The sequence below is a fragment of the Herbihabitans rhizosphaerae genome, assembly GCF_004216555.1.
Taxonomy (GTDB): domain Bacteria; phylum Actinomycetota; class Actinomycetes; order Mycobacteriales; family Pseudonocardiaceae; genus Herbihabitans; species Herbihabitans rhizosphaerae.
Genome location: NZ_SGWQ01000021.1, coordinates 16,750 through 32,415 on the forward strand (window position 1 = coordinate 16,750; position 15,666 = coordinate 32,415).

General features: G+C 69.1%; 15 protein-coding genes. 8 read left to right on the plus strand and 7 right to left on the minus strand.

Features of this window, described 5'->3' with window-relative positions:
* The first annotated feature begins 175 nt into the window (after nucleotides 1-175).
* A complete protein-coding gene (locus EV193_RS32870) occupies nucleotides 176-763 on the plus strand; it encodes a DM13 domain-containing protein (RefSeq protein WP_130348874.1) in 588 nt (195 codons plus the stop codon).
* Between the two features lie 135 nt (nucleotides 764-898).
* Nucleotides 899-1,687 (plus strand): glutamate ABC transporter substrate-binding protein, encoded by a 789-nt coding sequence (locus EV193_RS32875; protein WP_242613838.1) that lies wholly within the window; start codon nucleotides 899-901, stop codon nucleotides 1,685-1,687.
* Nucleotides 1,688-1,738: 51 nt separating this feature from the next.
* On the opposite strand, the gene EV193_RS32880 is transcribed toward EV193_RS32875, so the two are convergent.
* Nucleotides 1,739-2,152, minus strand: a complete 414-nt coding sequence (locus EV193_RS32880) for a VOC family protein (RefSeq protein WP_130348875.1) — start codon at nucleotides 2,150-2,152, stop codon at nucleotides 1,739-1,741.
* A gap of 145 nt (nucleotides 2,153-2,297) precedes the next feature.
* On the opposite strand from EV193_RS32880, the gene EV193_RS32885 reads away from it, so the two are divergent.
* The 3 genes from EV193_RS32885 (at nucleotide 2,298) to EV193_RS32895 (ending at nucleotide 5,044) form a co-directional block, all read left to right on the plus strand.
* The gene (locus EV193_RS32885) at nucleotides 2,298-3,008 is read left to right on the plus strand and encodes a TetR/AcrR family transcriptional regulator (RefSeq protein WP_130348876.1); all 711 of its coding nucleotides are present in this window, start codon (nucleotides 2,298-2,300) and stop codon (nucleotides 3,006-3,008) included.
* Nucleotides 3,009-3,342: 334 nt separating this feature from the next.
* Complete coding sequence (locus tag EV193_RS32890) at nucleotides 3,343-4,299, plus strand: NAD(P)H-dependent flavin oxidoreductase (protein WP_130348877.1); 957 nt, start codon at nucleotides 3,343-3,345, stop codon at nucleotides 4,297-4,299.
* 166 nt (nucleotides 4,300-4,465) lie between these two features.
* Complete coding sequence (locus tag EV193_RS32895; RefSeq protein ID WP_242613840.1) at nucleotides 4,466-5,044, plus strand: DUF4865 family protein; 579 nt, start codon at nucleotides 4,466-4,468, stop codon at nucleotides 5,042-5,044.
* Here the strand turns inward: EV193_RS32895 and EV193_RS32900 are convergent.
* On the minus strand, nucleotides 5,036-5,848 hold the full coding sequence (locus EV193_RS32900; RefSeq protein ID WP_130348879.1) for a CPBP family intramembrane glutamic endopeptidase: 813 nt from the start codon (nucleotides 5,846-5,848) through the stop codon (nucleotides 5,036-5,038). The two genes, EV193_RS32895 and EV193_RS32900, sit on opposite strands and share 9 nt — an antisense overlap.
* 94 nt (nucleotides 5,849-5,942) lie before the next feature.
* Between EV193_RS32900 and EV193_RS32905 the strand changes: the two genes are divergently transcribed.
* Complete coding sequence (locus EV193_RS32905) at nucleotides 5,943-6,725, plus strand: class I SAM-dependent methyltransferase (protein WP_130348880.1); 783 nt, start codon at nucleotides 5,943-5,945, stop codon at nucleotides 6,723-6,725.
* Nucleotides 6,726-6,732: 7 nt separating this feature from the next.
* Here the strand turns inward: EV193_RS32905 and EV193_RS32910 are convergent, their stop codons facing one another.
* A complete protein-coding gene (locus EV193_RS32910) occupies nucleotides 6,733-7,659 on the minus strand; it encodes a LysR family transcriptional regulator (RefSeq protein ID WP_130348881.1) in 927 nt (308 codons plus the stop codon).
* A 111-nt stretch (nucleotides 7,660-7,770) separates the two neighbouring features.
* Between EV193_RS32910 and dnaE the strand changes: the two genes are divergently transcribed.
* On the plus strand, nucleotides 7,771-11,268 hold the full coding sequence (dnaE, locus tag EV193_RS32915) for a DNA polymerase III subunit alpha (RefSeq protein WP_130348882.1): 3,498 nt from the start codon (nucleotides 7,771-7,773) through the stop codon (nucleotides 11,266-11,268).
* Between the two features lie 386 nt (nucleotides 11,269-11,654).
* A complete protein-coding gene (locus EV193_RS32920; protein WP_130348883.1) occupies nucleotides 11,655-12,386 on the plus strand; it encodes a ZIP family metal transporter in 732 nt (243 codons plus the stop codon).
* Here the strand turns inward: EV193_RS32920 and EV193_RS32925 are convergent, their stop codons facing one another.
* From EV193_RS32925 to EV193_RS33595, 4 genes are all read right to left on the minus strand, one after another.
* Nucleotides 12,387-13,034: a response regulator gene (locus EV193_RS32925; RefSeq protein ID WP_278044246.1), complete on the minus strand. Its 648-nt coding sequence runs from the start codon at nucleotides 13,032-13,034 to the stop codon at nucleotides 12,387-12,389. It abuts the gene before it with no gap.
* Nucleotides 13,031-14,722: a sensor histidine kinase gene (locus tag EV193_RS32930; protein ID WP_130348884.1), complete on the minus strand. Its 1,692-nt coding sequence runs from the start codon at nucleotides 14,720-14,722 to the stop codon at nucleotides 13,031-13,033. Before EV193_RS32930 ends, EV193_RS32925 begins: the two co-directional genes overlap by 4 nt.
* A 23-nt stretch (nucleotides 14,723-14,745) precedes the next feature.
* Nucleotides 14,746-15,324: a hypothetical protein gene (locus tag EV193_RS32935; protein WP_130348885.1), complete on the minus strand. Its 579-nt coding sequence runs from the start codon at nucleotides 15,322-15,324 to the stop codon at nucleotides 14,746-14,748.
* A gap of 78 nt (nucleotides 15,325-15,402) precedes the next feature.
* Complete coding sequence (locus EV193_RS33595) at nucleotides 15,403-15,549, minus strand: hypothetical protein (RefSeq protein ID WP_165401597.1); 147 nt, start codon at nucleotides 15,547-15,549, stop codon at nucleotides 15,403-15,405.
* Nucleotides 15,550-15,666 lie beyond the last annotated feature (117 nt).

Consider the following 15,666-nt stretch of genomic DNA (forward strand, 5'->3'; position numbering starts at 1 on the left):
GCCGACCTCGCTGTCCACCCGGGGGGCGGCGGCGACCTGTTCGGTGGGTTGGGCTGTCACGTCGGGCAGCGTAACCACCAGGTAAGGATTCTGGCGCATCCGAGGCGGGATGATAGGCATCAAATGCAGTGAACGGCTGCTTTGACGGTCACTCGTTAAACGAAAGGGCGTAGTCATGCGCGGTTTGTTGCGCAAGAAGGTGGTCTGGGCGCTGCTGATCGTCGGTGCGATCGGCGCTGCCGTCGGATTGTGGGCGTTCCAGCCCTGGAAGATCTGGACCAGGAGCACCGCCGACGACGCGCTGCCCGCCGAGGTCGCCGCGCTGGACGTGACCACGACGGCGGCCGCACCGCCGCCGGCCGGCGCGCCGCTGCCGGGGCCGACCAGCGTGCCGACCACTGTCAGCCCGCCGCCGTCCGGGCCCGCGGTGCTGGCCGGTGGCGACTTCGTCAGTGGGGAGCACGACACCAAGGGGCGCGCCAGGGTGCTGCGGCTGTCGGACGGGTCGCGGGTGCTGCGGCTGGAGAACTTCTCCACCTCCGACGGTCCCGATGTTCACGTCTGGTTGAGCGACGCGGCCTCCGGTGGGCCATGGGGGGCATACGACGACGGCCGATACGTCCGTTTGGGGAAAATGAAAGCTACGGACGGTAATCAGAACTACTCCATTCCGGCGGATGCGAATATCCAAGGCCTGCGCAGCGTCGTTATCTGGTGTGACCGGTTCAACGTGGCATTCGGTTCGGCCGCCCTCCCGCTCTGAGCGCGGGCTGGATTGGCCGTGCTTCCCCCACGTCAGGTACGGTCGGAAGGTCGTCTAGACCATTGGAGCCTGGATGCCTGCGGTGGGGCGGAGAAATGTCGCGCGCGAATCGGCGTGATCATTTCGGCGTGTTCGTTGATCGTCATTGGTGCGTGCTCGTCGTCTTCTTCGGGTGGCGACGAGCCCAAGCTGACCGGGCCGAAGATCACTGTCGGTATCAAGGTCGACCAGCCCGGCATCGGGGTGCGGGCGCAGGACGGGACGGTCAGCGGCTTCGACGTGGACGTGGCCAAGTACGTCGCGCGCCACCTCGGCACCGACCCGTCCAACGTGAGCTTCGTCGAGGCGGTGTCCGCCGACCGGGAGACGCTGCTCGAGCAGCGCAAGGTCGACTTCGTGGTGGCCAGCTACTCGATCACCGACGGCCGCAAGGCGCGTGTCGACTTCGCCGGGCCGTACCTCGCGACCGGGCAGAGCCTGCTGGTGCGCAAGAGCAACGCGGACATCAGCGGGCCGGACTCGCTGAACAACAGCGACTGGCGGCTGTGCTCGGTGAAGGGCTCCACGTCGGCCCAACTGGTGAAGGACCAGTACGCGAAAAGCGTGACGCTGCAAGAGTTTCCGTCCTACCGCGCGTGTGTGGACGCGATGCGCGAGCAGGCCGTGGACGCGGTCACCACCGACGAGGTGATCCTCGCCGGCTACGTCGCCGAGCAGCCGGACCTGTTGAAGCTCGTCGGCAGCCCGTTCTCGTTCGAGCGCTACGGGGTCGGATTGGTCAAGGGCGACCCGCGGCACGCGAAGGTGACCGAGGCGCTGCGCGCGATGGTCGGCGACGGGAGTTGGCAGAAGTACGCCGAGGCCAACCTGGGCCGCGCCGGCAAGCCGATGCCGCCGGCGCCGACCGTCCTCGACACGCCGTAGCGTCGGGCTCGCCACGATCGCGCGGCGAGCCCGACTGTCCTTTGTGGACGATCAGGCCGGGTGCGGCACGAAGTTGGGGTCCATCCACATGATCTCCCAGTGGTGGCCGTCCAGGTCGATGAAGCTGCGGCCGTACATGAAGTCCTCCTGCGGGGTGTCCTTCTTCGGCTCGTGCGCGCCGGCGGCCAGCGCCTTGCCGACCAGCTCGTCGACCTCCTCGCGGCTGTCTGCCGAGAGGCCGACGATCGCGCCGGTGGTGTTCTCGACGTCGGCGAGCGGCTTGCTGGCGAAGGACTCGAAGAACGGCTTGACCAGCAGCATCACGTAGCTCTCGTCGCTGATGACCATGCACGTCGCGTTCTCGTCGGTGAAGTCCTTGTTGAACGAGAACCCGAGCGAGGTGAAGAACTCCACGGCCTTGGGGAGGTCGTTGACGGGCAGGTTGAGGAACGTCTTCCTGGACATGATGTGCCTTTCGAGCGGTAACCGATGTTTATAGCGGATGCTAGGGCTTCTGGTGGAAACTGATGTGTCCGATGGACACATCGTGTACGGTAGACACATGCCGGGGACGTGGCAAGCCCCATTTCGATCTCGGATCGAGGAGCGCATGACGGACGACGGGACGAACAGCGGCGAGCTGCTGTGGGACCTCGACGAGGGGCCGGCCAGGAAGGCGCGGCCCACGCTGACGGTCGACCGCATCGCCAAGGCCGCGACGACGATCGCGGACGCCGACGGGCTGACGGCGGTGTCCATGCAGAACGTGGCCACCAAGCTCGACGTCACCAAGATGGCGCTGTACCGGCACGTGGCGAGCAAGGCGGAGCTCGTCGCGGTGATGACCGAGACGGCCGTCGGCACGCCGCCGAACCTCAAGGAGATCCGCGGCGGCTGGCGGCCGAAGCTGGAGCTGTGGGCTCAGGAGATGCGGCGCACCTGGCAGCGGCACCCGTGGATCCCGGCGGCGACCGCCGGCAGCCGGGTCACCGGCCCGAGGGAGATCGGCTGGACCGAGGTCGCGGTCGGCGCGCTGGAGGGGACGGGCCTGGACGGCGCGGAGCGGATGGACGCGGTGTTCCTGCTCAGCGGCCACATCCGCAACACGCAGTCACCCACGACGGCCGGCACCCAGCCGTGGTCGCTGGACCGCACGCTGAACCCCATGATCTCCGCGCGCCCTGAGCGATTCCCGTCCCTGGTCGCCGCCGCCGCATCAGTCGGCAACGCCCCGAAAGACAACGGCTGGGAGTTCGGCCTGATCCGCATCCTGGACGGCATCGCCAAACTGATCGCCACCCGCCGCCGCACCAAAGCTTGACATCTCACCCCGCCACCCCATGCGTACTTTAGCCCGCGAAAGTACGCTTCAGACGCGGAAAGTCGCAGGTCGCGGAGGCGTGAAGTGGCTCGGGTGACGCGCCAAGCCGTTCACGGAACGTGTCGGGTCACACTCACGAAGGTATCGATCAGGCGGCGCGGGACAGCCGCGAGGCGGCCTGCCCGAGCCGGACCGCCGCCGCTGGACCTTCTGGTGAACGAGTGTCGCCCGCATGTCCCTCCCGCATCCTGTGTGCACCTGCTGTGATGCGGACGCGGACTGGTTCGGTTTGTCACGACTTCATGAACGTGGACTACCCGAGGACGGAGACGACATGCGTACCTGGTTGACCGAGCGGTTCGGCCTGACGGTGCCCGTGGTGGGCGCGCCGATGGCACGGGCGAGCGGCTCGGAGCTGGCGACGGCGATCTCGGCGGCGGGTGCGCTGGGCATGATCGGGGTCGGCGGCGGGACCAAGCCGGAGTGGATCCGCGAGCAGGCGGCGCGGGTGGCGGCGTCGGGCCGGCCGTACGGGATCGGGCTCATGGCGTGGGCGCTGCCGAGGGTGCCCGAGCAGATCGACGCGGTGCTCGACGCGCACCCGGCACTGGTGTCGGTCAGCTTCGGCGACTACTCGTCCACAGTGGACAGACTGCGGGACGCGGGGATCACGGTCGCGACTCAGGCCGGCACCGTGGCCGACGCGCGTGCGGCCGAGGACGCCGGCGTGGACCTGATCGTGGCGCGCGGCGGCGAGGCGGGCGGGCACGGGCGGGACGCGGTGGCGACTTTGCCGCTGCTGCAGGGAATCCTGGACGCGGTGGACACTCCGGTGCTGGCCGCCGGCGGTATCGCGACCGCGCGCGGGCTGGCCGCCGTGCTCGCCGCGGGTGCGGCCGGCGCGTGGGTCGGCACCGCGTTCCTGGCCTGCCGGGAGACGGCGACGAGTGCGGCCAAGAAGCGGCGGCTGGTCGAGACGGAGGAGACCGGCACGGCGTATTCGACGACGTTCGACGCGGCTTCCGGTCTCGGCTGGCCGGAGGAGTTCGGCGGGCGCGCGGTGCGCAACGCGTTCTTCGACCGGTGGGTCGGCCGGGAGGCGGAGTTGGCCGAGGATCCGGGCGCGCGGGCCGAGTTCGCCGCGGCCTGGGACAACGACGACCTGGACACCACGTCGCTCTACGCCGGCCAGGGCGTCGGCCTGCTCACCTCGGAACGCTCCGCCGCCGAGGTGGTCGCCGATTTCGCCGACGCCGAGCGCCTCCTGCGCGAGGCCGCCGACCGCCTCTGACCAGCCAGTTGTCCACAGGCCCCGTGTTATCCACAAGTTGATCTTGCGCCCCCTCCCGGACGCCCCCGCCGGGTACGCTTGGCTCGAGGGCCGCCCCCGGTGCGGGTGGGGGATGTGGGCATACGCGGAGATCGCCCGCGCCGCAAGGAGTTCTTACGTGTACGCGATGCAGTACGAGATCACGTTGCCGGCCGACTACGACATGGCGATCATCCGCCACCGGGTCGCCACCAGGGGCCACCTGCTCGACGATTTCGACGGGCTCGGCGTGAAGGCGTACCTGGTCCGCGAGCGCGGCGTCGACGGCTCACCGGTCAACCAGTACGCGCCGTTCTACGTGTGGCACCGCGTCGCCGGGATGAGCCGATTCCTGTTGGGCGGCGCCGGTTTCCAGGGAATCGTCGACTCCTTCGGCCGCCCGGGCGTGCGGCACTGGACGGGCGCCGCCTTCCACCGTGGCACGGCGACCAGCGCCACGGCCGCGACGAGGCACACCGAGCCGATCCCCGATGGGGCCGACCCGGCCGAGGCGATCAAGCCCGCGCTCGACGAGCTGGCCGAGACGGCCGCGACGCACGGCGTGCACTCCACCGTGCTCGCCGTCGACCCGCAGGCGTGGGAGTTGGTCAGGTTCACCCTGTGGGAGGGCACTCCGGAGGTGAAGGGTCACCTTCACTACCAGGTGCTGCACACGTCCGTGCCACACCTCGACGAGCTGACCGACGGGCCGGCCTGGTCACGGTAGCCAGGACACCTTCCCGCGCAGCAGGCTGTAGCCGACGAACGCGACCACGTCCAGCGCGGTGTGCGCGATCACCAAGGGCCACAAGCGATTCGTGCGCTGCCACACCCGCCCGAACACCAGCCCCATGATCACGTTTCCGACGAATCCGCCGAACCCCTGATACAGGTGGTACGACCCGCGCAGCAGCGCCGAGATCAGCAGTGAGCCGTTCTCGGTCAACCCGAGTTGACGCAGCCGCGTGATCAGGAACCCGACGACCAGCACCTCCTCGGCCCACGCGTTGCCGGCCGCGGACAGGGTGAGCGCGATCGGCCGCCACCACGCGTCGTCCAAAGTGGACGGAAGGACGGCGAGGTTCGCGCCGAGCTTCCACGCCACGAAATAGAACAGCAGCCCCGGAATGCCGATCAGCGCGGCCAACCCGGCGCCGCCCAGCGCGTCCCGCCCGAGCCGGGTGCGATCCAGCCCGACCGCCGCGAGCCGGAAACCCGCGCGCCACAACAGGTACAGCCCCAGCGCGCCCCAGGCGAGCAGCTGCACCGCGCCCAGCAGCTGCTTGCCGAAGTCGATCCACCCGAGCGTCGCCTGGGACACGTTCAGCGCCACCGACTGCTCGGCCAGCGGCTTCGGTTTCAGCAGCGAGTCCACAAGGGACAGCAGGCTGCGCAGCCCGGACAGCCCGAGGGTGACCGTGAAGACGATCACCAGCTCGATCTTGACCGCGCGCCGCTCGGCCGGATCGGTGATCACCGACGGCGATTCGGCGCGTGTGGGGTTCAACCAGGCGCGTACGGGGAACTGCACAGAGCGGACCTTAACCCGATCCGGTGAGTGGACTCACGATCAAGGTGAACATCGACGTAGCCTGCGGCAACCCCACCGGCGTAGAGGAGCTCCCATGTTGCACGACACCCTGCGCGGAACGGCGCGGGCACTGCGGCCAGGCCGCGAGCAGGCCGACCGCATCGAAGCACTCGAGCACGAGGTCCGCGCGCTGCGCGAGGAGCTGGCCATCAGCACCCAGCGGATCCTCGACCGCGTCATCGAGTTCGAGATCCGCAGCCGCAAGGACATCGTGTTCGCCGGCGACCAGGACGCCGCCGTGGAGAGCAACCGGTTCGCCCGGGATCACCTGGTCGGCGTGCGGCACTTCCGGCACCCGTGGGAGACGCTGGACTACGGGCTGTCGCTGGCCCCGACCGGCGGCATGGCCCTGGAGTTCGGCGTGGCCACCGGCAACACGCTGCGCGCCATCGCCACCCAGCGCGGCGGCGAGCGGGTGTACGGGTTCGACTCGTTCCAGGGCCTGCCCGAGGCGTGGATCGCCGGCATGGCGGCTGGCGCGTTCGCCCGCGAGGACCTGCCCGAGGTGCCGGGCGCGGACCTCGTCGTGGGCCTGTTCGACGACACGCTCGCCGGATTCCTCGCCGCGCACGACGAGCCGCTCGACTTCGTGCACGTCGACTGCGACCTGTACAGCTCCGCCAGCACCGTGCTCGAGCAACTCGCTCCCCGGCTGCGGCCCGGCACCGTGCTCGTGTTCGACGAGTACTTCAACTACCCGGGCTGGCAGCGGCACGAACACCGCGCCTGGACCGAGTTCGTCGAGCGCACCGGCATCGCGTTCGAGTACGTGGCCTACACCTACGCCGACTGCCAGGTCGCGGTGCGCATCAACTGAGGGCGCATCAGCCGAGAAAATCGGGCCGGTCGCCGGGCGGCAGCCACTCGCGGTCCGGGTCGAGCGGGCGGTAGGCCGACCTGACGTGCTCGATCAGCAGCGGCAGCACCGGGTGCCGGTTCTCCGGCCGCCACAACAGCCAGAACGGGTACACCGGCGTCGGGTCCACGATCGGGATCTGCACGACGTCCGGGTGCCACAGCACGCGCATCTTCTCGCCGATGAACCCGACCCGGTCGGTGGACTCGCTCAACGCCTGGACGTAGTGGTCGCCGCCGAAATTCGGGCCGGAGGTGTCGATCTCCACGCCGAACGCGTCGCGCAGTTCGAGGTAGTAGTCCTTCCATTCACTGTCCCGCACGTTGTTCGGCATCCACAGCGGGTACCGCGCCACCTCCGCCATCGGGACGCGCCGTCGCCGCGCGAGCGGATGCCGCTTGCCGACCAGCAGGCGCGCACCGTCCAGGCAGGCCGGGATGCGCTCGACGCCGGCCGGCACGCCGGTGGCGCGGGCGAACGCGGCGTCGACCGTGTCCCGCAGCAACACCGTCCGGTCGGCGCCGAGGCCCACCGTCACCAGTTCCAGCTCGACATCGTGCACCTCGTGGAACGACCTGATCAGCTCCATCGTGGCGATCCGGGTGCTGAGTACGTCGACCCGCAGGGGCCGCCGCCCTACGCGCAGCCGCTCCACGGCCTGGTCGGCGAGCCCGACCAGCGCGCGGGCGTGCGGCAGGAACGCGTGCCCTTCCTCGGTCAGCTCCGCACCGCCCCTGGTGCGGGTCAGCAGCGTCGCGCCGAGGTCTGACTCCAGCTTCGCGATCCGCTTGGAGATCGCCTGCTGGCTCACCTCGAGCCGGACCGCCGCCTCGCCGAAGTACCGGTCCTCGGCCACCGCGACGAACGCGCGCACCGCGCCGATGTCGAGATCCATCTACAACCACCAGTTGTCGCCGATCAGCGTGTCGATTGTTGGACTGTGAGCACGTGTATCGGATCGAATGCCCACGGTCGAGTGCAGCGTACAACCGTGGGGAGTGGGCCGGTGGATTCCTTCGTGCACCTGCACGTGCATACCGAGTACTCGATGCTCGACGGTGCGGCGAAGATCGAGCCGCTGTTCGCCGAGGCGCGGCGGCTGGGCATGCCGGCGGTCGGAATGACCGATCACGGCAACATGTACGGCGCCGACGAGTTCTACCGGCAGGCGAAGAAGGCCGGACTGAAACCGGTCATCGGGATCGAGGCGTATCTGGCGCCGGAATCGCGCTTCCACAAGAAACCGGTGTTCTGGGGGCAGAACCGGGACGGCGGCGACGTTTCCGGCGGCGGCGCGTACACGCACATGACAATGCTCGCGGAGAACGCAATCGGATTGCGGAACCTGTTCGCGCTGTCCTCTCGCGCGAGTATCGAGGGGTACTACCGGAAACCGCGAATGGACCGCGAGTTGGTGGCCGAACACCACGAGGGAATCATCGCCACCACCGGTTGCCCGTCCGGCGAGGTGCAGACCCGGCTGCGGCTGGGGCAGCACGCCGAGGCGATCAAGGCGGCGGCCGACTACCGCGACATCTTCGGCGCGGACGGCTTCTTCCTGGAATTGATGGACCACGGCCTGGCGATCGAGCGGTCGGTGCGCGACGGGCTGCTGGACATCGGCCGCCGGCTCGCGCTGAAACCGTTGGCCACCAACGATTCGCACTATGTGACCCGCGATCAGGCCGGTGCGCACGCCGCGCTGCTGTGCGTGCAGTCCGGCAAGACGCTGAACGATCCGAACCGTTTCGCGTTCGACGGCGACGGCTACTACCTGAAATCGGCCGCCGAGATGCGCGAATACTGGGACACCGAGGTGCCCGGTGCCGCCGATTCGACGCTGCTGATCGCCGAACGCGTCCAGCCCTACGACGAGGTCTACGAAAACCGGGACCGGATGCCGCGATTCGAGGTGCCGGACGGCCACGATTCGTCGAGTTGGCTGCACGAGCAGGTTGCCGCAGGCCTGCGGTGGCGATTGCCCGATGGCGTGCCGAACGAATACGTCCGGCGCGTCGATTTCGAGATCGGCGTGATCACTCAGAAGGGCTTCGCCGCGTACTTCCTCATCACCGCCGACCTGATGGCCTACGCGCGGCGATCGGGAATTCGGGTCGGGCCCGGTCGCGGTTCGGCGGCGGGTTCACTGGTCGCGTACGCGCTGGGCATCACCAATCTGGATCCCATTCGACTCGGGCTGCTGTTCGAGCGGTTCCTCAACCCGGAACGCGTGTCGATGCCGGACATCGACATGGACTTCGACGACCGGCGGCGCGGCGAGATGATCCGGTACGCCACCGAGAAATACGGTGCGGACAAGGTCGCCCAGGTCATCACGTTCGGCACGATCAAGACGAAGGCGGCGATCAAGGACGCCGCCCGCGTGCATTACGGACAGGCCGGATACGCGATCGCCGACCGCATTTCCAAGGCGTTGCCACCACCGGTCGCGGCCAAGGACATTCCGCTCGCCGGAATCGTGGACGCGAAACACGAACGCCATGCCGAAGCCGCCGAAGTGCGGGCGCTGGTGGAATCCGATGCCGAGGTCGCCGCGATCTTCGAGACCGCGCGCGGACTGGAGGGCCTGGTCCGCAACGCCGGTGTGCACGCCTGCGCGGTGATCATGTCCAGCGAGCCGCTGCTGGACGTGGTCCCGCTGTGGCGGCGGGACGACGGCGCGATCGTTACCGGCTGGGACTACCCGTCCTGCGAGGCGATCGGCCTGCTCAAGATGGACTTTCTGGGGCTGCGCAACCTCACGGTCGTCGGCGACGCGATCGACAACATCCGGGACAACCGCGGCGTGGAGATCGATCTGGACGCGCTCGGCATCGACGACCCGGTGACCTACGAGCTGCTCGGGCGCGGCGACAGCCTCGGCGTGTTCCAGCTCGACGGCGGCGCGATGCGGGATCTGCTGCGCCGGATGAAACCGACCGGATTCGACGACATCATCGCGGTCAACGCGCTGTACCGGCCCGGCCCGATCGCGATGAACACGCACAACAACTACGCCGATCGGAAGAACGGCCGCCAGCCGATCGAGTCGATTCACCCGGAACTGGCCGAACCGTTGCGCGACATTCTCGCTGAAACGCACGGCCTGATCGTGTACCAGGAACAGATCATGCAGATCGCGCGCGAGGTCGCCGGTTATTCGATGGGCCGAGCCGACGTGTTGCGCAAGGCGATGGGCAAGAAGAAGAAAGAGGTCCTGGAGGAGGAGTTCGAGGGATTTCGGGACGGAATGCTCGGCAACGGCTTCTCCACCGAGGCCGTTCAGGCACTGTGGGACGCGATCCTGCCGTTCGCCGGATACGCGTTCAACAAGTCGCACGCCGCCGGGTACGCGCTGGTCGGCTACTGGACGGCGTACCTGAAGGCGAACTACCCGGCCGAGTACATGGCCGGGCTGCTGACCTCGGTGGGGGACAACAAGGACAAGTCCGCCGTGTACTTGTCGGAGTGCCGGCGCCTGGGCATCACCGTGCTGCCGCCGGACGTGAACGAGTCCGGCCTGCGGTTCGCCGCGGTGGGCGACGCGATCCGGTTCGGGCTCGGCGCGGTGCGCAACGTGGGCGCCAACGTGGTGGAGTCGATCATCGCCACCAGGCGGGAGAAGGGGAAGTACGTCTCGTTCACCGACTTCCTGGACAAGTCGGGTCTCGTCGCGTGCAACAAGCGCACGATCGAGTCGCTGATCAAGGCCGGCGGGTTCGACTCACTCGAACGGAGCAGGCTGGCCATGATCGAGGTGCACGAGGAGGCCGTCGACGCCGTCGTGTCGCTCAAACGGCGGGCCGCCGAGGGCCAGTTCGACCTGTTCGGCCCGGGGGAGCACACCGCCGAGCCGACCTCGGCGCTGGCGTACCTGACACTCGGCGAGCAGGAATGGCCGCGAAAACAGAAGCTCGCCTATGAGCGGGAGATGCTCGGCCTGTACGTGTCCGCGCACCCGCTGGACGGCGCCGAGCGGGTGCTGCGCCGGCACGCGCCACGCCCGATCGCGGCGATCCTGGACAGTCCGCCGCGCGAGGGTGAGCTGATCGTCGCCGGGCTGATCACCGCGCTGGAGCGGCGGGTCAACAAGAAGGGCGAGCCGTGGGCGATCTGCGTGATCGAGGACCTGGACGCGGCGATCGAGGTGCTGTTCTTCCCCAGGTCGTACGCGCTGTTCGCGGCCGACCTGGCCGAGGATCGCGCGGTGCTGGTCAAGGGACGGGTGAACTGGCGGGAGGACAAGATGTCGGTGTTCGGGTCGAACGTGGCCGCGCTGGAGTTGGCCGAGACCGAAGGAGAGCCGCTCGTGCTGCGGTGCTCGGCGGCGAAGCTCGACCTCGACGTCGTGCTCGAGTTGAAGCGAACCCTGTTGGCGCACAAGGGAAACACTCCGGTCCACATCAGACTGAACGACCACCTGCTGGCGCTGGACGAGTACCCCGTGACGGTCGGCCCGATGCTCATGGGCGAACTCAAGACGATCCCCGGCGTGTCGGTCTGAGCCACTCCCGCGCCCGGCCTTCGACGTACTTTCGCGGGGTTAAGTACGCACGCATGGGCCGTCCGCTATGTCAACCTCGGCATCCACAGGCTCCTGACCTGGCGAAACCGTTTTGACGCCGCGCAAAGGCCTCGAAACCCGGGGACTTTAGCCCGCTAAAGTCCCACGGCCCTGGCGGGACGGGCCAGGTCAACCCCGGCCAACCGACACCTCTGGGTCACTCCAAGGGCAGCAACGGCCGCGACACGAGATGGGCTGAGCTCAGGGGGCCGTTCTGTAGTAGGTGGGTAGGTCGGGCAAATCCACCAAGTCTCTGGTCGACCGGCCACTGTGGACAGTGAGAAGCGTGTCATGTGCGATTCCGGTGATCGCGGTAGCGTCGGCCGGTGCTCGAAGCGACGTTCTGGGGTTTCGTCGGCGGCGCCGCGCTGATCGTCGGCGCGGTGCTCGGGCTGCTGATCGACGTACCGAGGCGGGTCATCGGCCTGATCATGGCATTCGGCGCCGGCGTGCTGATCAGCGCGCTCGCGTTCGACCTCACCGGGGAGGCGTTGCGTGCCGGCGGGTTCGGTGCGGTGGCGCTGGGCCTCTTCGCCGGATCGGCGGTGTTCTTCCTGGCCGACCGGTGGCTGGATCGGCGCGGTGGTTCGGGGCGCAAACGGTCTGCTGCCGGTCCGGACGACGAGGTGTCGTTCGGCCTCGTGCTCGGCGCCGTGCTGGACGGGATTCCCGAGTCGGTGGTGATCGGGGTGTCGCTGCTCGGCGGCGAGGGCGTCGGTGTCGCGATGGTGGTGGCCGTGTTCCTGTCCAACGTGCCGGAGTCGCTGTCCGCCGCGACCGGCCTGCGCGGGCGGCGGTCACCCATGTGGATCATCGGCCTGTGGACCGCGGTGACGGTGGTGTCCGCGCTGTCGGCCGGGCTCGGCAACCTGGCGCTGGGCGACGCGCCGCCCGAGGTGGTGGCCGCGATCCAGGCGTTCGCCGCGGGCGCGATCCTCACCATGCTCGTGGACACGATGATCCCCGAGGCCTACGACGCCGAGGGCCGCTCCAAGGCGACCGGCCTGGTCACCACCGCCGGGTTCGCGCTGGCCGTGCTGCTGACCACGTTGGAGTGATCATTCGACCACGCCGGTGCGCCAGGCCCACGCGGCCGTCTCCACCCGGTTCCGCGCGCCGATCTTGGCCTGCACCGAGGCGAGGTGCGTCTTCACGGTGGACAGCGACAGGTACAGCTCGGCGCCGATCTCCGCGTTGGTGAGCCCGCGCGCGGCGGCCCGCACCACGTCCAGCTCGCGGGCGGTCAACTGCTGCCCGGCCGGCTCCGGCGCGGCTCCGGCCTTGGCGAAGTGCCGCAGCAGTCGCACGGTGATCCGCGGCGACACCAGCGCGTCGCCCCGCGCGGCCGCCCGCACCGCCTCGATCAGCAGCGTCGGCCCGGCGTCCTTGAGCAGGAACCCGCTCGCGCCGTTGGTGAGCGCGGCGTGCACGTACTCGTCCAGGTCGAACGTGGTCACCACGACGACCCGCAGCGGATCGGCGACCTCGGGCCCGGCCAGCGCGCGCGTCACCTCCAGCCCGTCCATCTCCGGCATCCGAATGTCCAGCAGGCACACGTCGGGCCGCAGCTCGCGCGCCCGCGCCACCGCGCTGACGCCGTCCGGCACGTCGGCGACGACCTCGATGTCGTCCTGCAGCTCGAGCATCGTGCGGAACCCGGCGCGCACCATCTCCTGATCGTCGGCGATCAGCACTCGAATGCTCACGATTCCCCGTTCCGGTACGGAATCCGCGCCAACACCTGCCAGCCGTGCTCGGCCGGCCCCGCCTCGAAGGTGCCGCCGAGCAGCTCGGCGCGCTCGCGCATGCCGATCAGACCGTAGCCGTCTCCGCTGGCCGGTGCCGCGTCGCCGTCGTCGGTGACCTCGATGCGCACCTGGCCGTCGGCGTGGTCCACCACGACCCGCACCACGGTCGCGCCGCGCGCGTGCTTGCTGACGTTGGTCAGCGATTCCTGTACCAGCCGCAGGATCGAGCGGCCGACGTCGCCGGGCAGGTCGTCCGGCAGCGACAGTTCCAAGTGGACGAAGGGGCCCTCGAACCTGTCCACGGTGGACCGGATGTCGTAGTCCAGGTCGGTGGTGGCTTCCTCGTTGCCGGAGGGCCTGGCGTCACGCATGCCGCCGACCAGCTTGCGCATCGCGGCGAGCGCGTCGGCGCCACTGGCCTCGATCTTGTCCAGCGCGGTGATCGCGGCGGACGGGTCGCGTTCGGCGGCCAGCTTCGCCGCCTGCGCCTGCACCACGATCGCGGTGACCTGGTGCGCGACCACGTCGTGCATGTCGCGGGCCAGCGAGAGGCGTTCGGCGTGCTGCGCGTCGGCCACAGATGATCGGACCATCTGGTCCAGTTCGCGATCCCGGGATCTGAAGTAGAGCCCGGCGAGGATCGACGCGACGACGAGAAACCCAAGCGGCAGAATGACTTCCGCCTGGAGCCAGTGGTAGTCGCTCGAGATCGCGGCGAGCACGGTGGCCGCGTTGCCGGTCACGAGCGCGGCGGTGCACCACGACGCGATGCGGATGTCGACCTGGCGGTAGAGGAACGCGACCAGCGCCATGCTTGCGGCCACCTGGGTCATCGGCAGGGTGGGGTCGGCCCCGCCGCCGGAGGTGAGGTCGTGGACCGCGATGGGGACGGCGAACACCACGAGCAGCCCGGCCGCGACGAGCGCCGGCCGCATTGGACGGCGGGCGGCCAGTACGGCGCAGGCTCCGACGAGTGCCGAGACGCCGACGGTGATCCATTCGATGCCGCGCAGGCTGGAGGTGCCGAACAGGAGCCGGCCGCCCCACCCGTCGATGTCGGCGAGCAGCAGGATTCCGAGTGCGCCGGCCAGCGGCCATTGCCGGCGCAGCAGTTCGGTGAGGTCGGCGTCCGTGCCGCGTTCGCCGGCCCTGCGCAGGGCGATACCGAGGGCGACCGCCCCCGCCAGCAGGAACAGCCCGAGGACGGCCGGCCGGGCCAGTGGGGACAGCCACCGTTCCGGCGCGATCCGCCACAGCCCCATCCGGATCCCGAGTCCAGCGGCGGCGCAGAGCACCAGGGTGGTGGTCGCGCCGGCGGCCACGGCCGGCCGGGCGCGCCAGACCACGAGGACGACCAGGACGGAGCAGGCGAGCAGCTCGGACAGCATGAAGCCGGTCCGGCCCACGGACATGGCGTACATGTCGGTCAGCCGAAGCCAGAACGAGGACAGCAGCAGGGTGCCGGCCGCGGCGAACGTGGCGATGGCCGCCCTGCGCACCCCGAAGTAGGCGCAGGCGATCGCGGCGATGCCGACCAGGAGTGCCGGCAGGCCGCGCGGGCCACGGTCGGTGGCGTACAGCGCGTCGAGGACGAAGGCGCCGGCGAGCAGCGCGGCGAGCCACCGCTGTGCTGTCGCCGTCGTCATTCGAGCCAACCTAGCGGGGACGATCACGCGGCGCTCCCGGTCCGTCGGCGCAGCAGGAATCCGGCCCCCGCGGCCACCGTGAGTGTGACCAGCAGTAGTGCTAGCGCGTAGACGAGGTGCTCGGTCCACTCGCCGAGGATGGCGGGCATCGTGACGCCGAACCGGATGCCGACGGCGACCAGCCCGCCACCGGCGATGGCGGCGACGGCGCCCCAGGCCTGGGTGGGGGAGTCGAGCCGCCACAGGCAGTGGATCAGCAGCAGGGCGCACGCCATGAGTTCGGTGGCCATGAGCGGAACCGAGCCCACACCGGTCGGCCGTGCGTTCGTCGCCAGCAGGAAGATCGAGGACGCCAGCATGGTGCCGACCGCGATGTAGGGCGCGGCGTTCGGCCTGCGCACGGCGGCCAGGGCGGAGCCGAGCATCGCGACGGCGGTGAGCAACGAGAGCGGGTCGCCGCTCCGGACGACGTCGAGGCCGAGGTTCCGCAGCGGATCGTCGAGCCCGGTGACGGCGAGCAGGTCCAGCAGGTACGCACCGACGAGTGGAACGGTGAACAGCGCGGTGGCCAGCCACCGGCGGTCGGTCCTGGTTGTGGTCATGGCAGGAAAGGTATGAGCGGGGCAGGGCCTGCCACTTCGGTCAACCGGGCAGGACCGCATCGGCCGATCGGCCGAGGTTCAGGCGGCGTGCATGGTGTTGCGGATGGCTTTGCGCTGCGGATCGACCCACGCGGGCGGGATGTAGTACGGGATGCCGTTGCGCATGATGATTTCCCAGTCTTGTTGGTGGATGGTGGTGTGGTGGTGTCGGCAGAGCAGTGTCATGAGTTCTGTTGAGGTTATTCCGCCGTCGATCCAGTGGATGATGTGGTGTGCGTCTGTCCATTCTGGTCAATACCACTAAGTTAAGCTTTGTTGGTTCCATGGAATGTTGAACACGCC